Origin of the sequence: Albidovulum sp. (genome assembly GCF_008933605.1) — a bacterium.
GTDB lineage: Bacteria > Pseudomonadota > Alphaproteobacteria > Rhodobacterales > Rhodobacteraceae > Albidovulum.
Window position 1 is genome coordinate 1 of the sequence record NZ_WBUS01000245.1, and the last position, 2,915, is coordinate 2,915.

At 69.8% G+C, this 2,915-nt stretch carries 3 protein-coding genes and 1 pseudogene; 2 read left to right on the top strand and 2 right to left on the bottom strand.

Annotated features, from left to right (window positions below):
- Both F9K34_RS18200 and lysA read right to left on the bottom strand, forming a co-directional pair.
- Positions 1 to 413 (bottom strand): DUF4175 family protein (locus tag F9K34_RS18200; RefSeq protein ID WP_291338521.1); only part of this gene is annotated, 413 nt, incomplete at its 3' end.
- 45 nt (positions 414 to 458) lie between these two features.
- On the bottom strand, positions 459 to 1,724 hold the full coding sequence (gene lysA, locus F9K34_RS18205; protein WP_291338522.1) for a diaminopimelate decarboxylase: 1,266 nt from the start codon (positions 1,722 to 1,724) through the stop codon (positions 459 to 461).
- A 134-nt stretch (positions 1,725 to 1,858) separates the two neighbouring features.
- Between lysA and F9K34_RS18210 the strand changes: the two genes are divergently transcribed.
- Together F9K34_RS18210 and F9K34_RS18215 are read left to right on the top strand one after the other, a co-directional pair.
- Entirely contained in the window at positions 1,859 to 2,503 is a 645-nt protein-coding gene (locus tag F9K34_RS18210) for a CerR family C-terminal domain-containing protein (protein WP_291338523.1), read from the top strand.
- Positions 2,500 to 2,915 (top strand): annotated as a pseudogene (locus F9K34_RS18215) (HlyD family secretion protein); the annotation flags it as partial. The gene F9K34_RS18210 and the pseudogene F9K34_RS18215, both read left to right, overlap by 4 nt.

Sequence of the window (2,915 nt, forward strand, 5' to 3'; positions counted from 1 at the left end):
GTGCGGGCCCGGTCGGCCATGCGCGCCACGTGCGCCCGCCAGACCGAAGCCGTGCCGGCATCGCCGCCGCCCATCGCAAGGCTGTCGGTCAGGGCCGCTATCGGCCGCCCCGGCAAGGTGCGGTCGAGGCGGTCGAGCGCCTCGGCCTCGGTCGGCCAGCGGAACTGGCGTATGCCGCGAACGAGTGCCCAGAGAAGACCGAGCAGCGCGAATACCCCGCCGACCCAGAAGACCTCGAGCGGGAGCCAGTCCTGCGCGCCGAAGGCGACGGCGGCGATGAGGGCGAAGAGGATCGTCCAGACCGGCCAGAAGCCCCGTGTGATCCGCTCGGCCGCGATGCCCGCCCGCGTGATACGCAGCGGCCAGACGAGACGCCTCAGCGCCTCATGCGGAAGGGCCTTGATCCTGGTCACGCGGGCCGCGGGCCTCCGGTTCGACCCTTTGCACGGGATTGCGCGTCAGAGCCACGCGGGGATGCTATCGCGGTTTATCATCTCGTCATAGGTGGGGCGGGCGCGAATGACGGCGAATTGATGCCCGTGCACCAGCACCTCGGGAACGAGCGGGCGGGCGTTGTATTCCGATGCCATCACCGCACCGTAGGCTCCGGCCGACCGGAACGCCACCAGATCGCCCTCGGCGCAGGGCGGCAGCGGGCGCTGCCGGGCAAAGGTGTCTCCGGTCTCGCAGACCGGACCGACGATGTCGTAGGGGTGCGGCTCCAGCCCCGGCGCCGGCTCGATCACGGGGACGATTTCATGGTGCGCGCCGTACATCGAGGGACGGACGAGGTCGTTCATCGCGGCATCGAGGATGAGGAAGTCGCGCTCCTCTGCGGATTTCACGTAGATCACCCGCGCCACCAGAAGCCCCGCGTTGCCGGAGATCAGCCGCCCCGGCTCGATCTCGATCTCGCAGCCGAGAGCGCCGACGGTGCGCCGGATCACCGCGCCGTAGTCGAGCGGCAGCGGCGGGGCGGCGTTGGTGCGTTCGTAGGGGATGCCGAGCCCGCCGCCGAGGTCGAGCCGGCGGATGTCGTGCCCTTCCGCGCGAAGCTGGCGGGTGAGGTCGGCAACCTTGGTGTAGGCCGCCTCGAACGGCTGGAGGTCGGTCAGTTGCGAGCCGATGTGGACGTCGATCCCGACGACGTCGAGCCCGGGCAGGGCCGCCGCTTCGGCGTAGACTTCGCTCGCCCGTCCGATCGGAATGCCGAACTTGTTTTCTTTCTTGCCCGTGGCGATCTTCTCGTGAGTCTTCGCATCCACGTCCGGGTTGACCCGGATGGCGACGGGCGCGCGCAGGCCGAGCGACAGCGCCACCTCGTTCAGCGCCCGCATCTCGGGCTCGCTTTCGACGTTGAACTGGCGGATGCCGCCTTCCAGCGCGGTGCGCATCTCCTCGCGGGTCTTGCCCACACCGGAAAAGACGATCCGCTCCCCCGGGACGCCCGCCGCCTTCGCCTTCAGGTATTCGCCCATCGAGACCACGTCGATGCCGGCGCCGAGCTCCGCCAGCGTCTTCACCACGGCGACATTGCCGTTCGACTTCATCGCGAAGCAGACGAGGTGCGGCAGCCCGGCGAGCGCCTCCTCGAAAAGCCGCAAGTGCCGTGTCAGGGTGGCCGTCGAATAGACGTAGAACGGCGTGCCCACGGCCGCAGCGATGTCCGGAATCGCCACATCCTCGGCATGGAGGACGCCGTCGCGGTAGAGGAAATGGTCCATGTCGCGGGGCCTTGCTGGGGGTCGAAGGATCGGCGTCGGTGTAGTGCATCGCGGGCGCGCTGGAAAGCGGACGCGAGTGGATTGATTTTGATCAATCGTTTGATTAAAATCGCACGCGACTCAGGACTGCAATTATGACCGACCCGCCGAAAGCCCCCGAAGGCACCGCCGCCGACCTCATCGCCTCGGGGCTGCGACTCTTCGGCCAGAAGGGCTTCGCCGCCACCTCGACGCGCGAGATCGCGGCAGCGGCGCGAACCAATGTCGCCTCCATCGCCTATCACTTCGGCGGCAAGGAGGGGCTGAGGCGCGCCTGCGGGGCCGAGGTGATCCGCCGCATGGGCACCGCCCTCGGCAACCACGGCGCGCCGGTTCCGGCGGCACCCCAGGCCGCGATTGCAGAGATGGAGGCGACGCTGCGGTCGATGTGCGCCTTCGTCACCACCTCGCCAGTCGCCGCCCCGCTCGTCCCCTTCATGCTGCGCGAGGTCGGTGAAGGGGGCGTGATCTTCGAACTTGTATACGGCGCCATGATCGAGCCGATGCACCGCCGGTTCTGCGCCCTCTGGGCCGCCGCCACCGGGCAGGAGGCGGAGAGCCCGCGCACGCGACTGCTGGTCTTCAGCCTGATCGGCCAGCTTCTCTACTTCCGCGTGGGCCGGCCCGTCGTCACCCGCCGGATGGGCTGGGACACGCTCGGACCGGCCGAGGCCGGGACGATCGCCGACCTCCTCGCCGCCAACCTCCATTCTCTCATCGAACGGGAACGCCGCTCATGACCGGCATCGTCTGCGCCCTGCCCCTGATCTCGGCGCTCTTCACGGGCTGCGCGCCCCCGCCGCCCTTCGCCACCGGCTACGTGGAGGGGGAATACGTGCTCGTCGCCCCTGTCGCCACGGCGCAGATCGGCCGGCTCGCGGTCGCCCGCGGCGACCGGGTGCAAAGCGGCGCGATCCTCGTGGAGATGGAGCGGCGGGATGCCGAGATCGCGCTGTCCGAAGCGACGGCGGCGCTGGCGCAGGCCGAGAGTCAGCTTGCCAACCTCCGCGAGGGCCGCCGCCCCGAGGAAATCCGGGTGATCGAGGCGACGGTCGCCTCGGCGCGGGCCCAAGCGGAGGAAGCCGACCGGGCAGCGGCCCGGATCCTCAGCCTCGCCGGGCGCGGTGCCGCGACCATGACGCAGGCGGACGA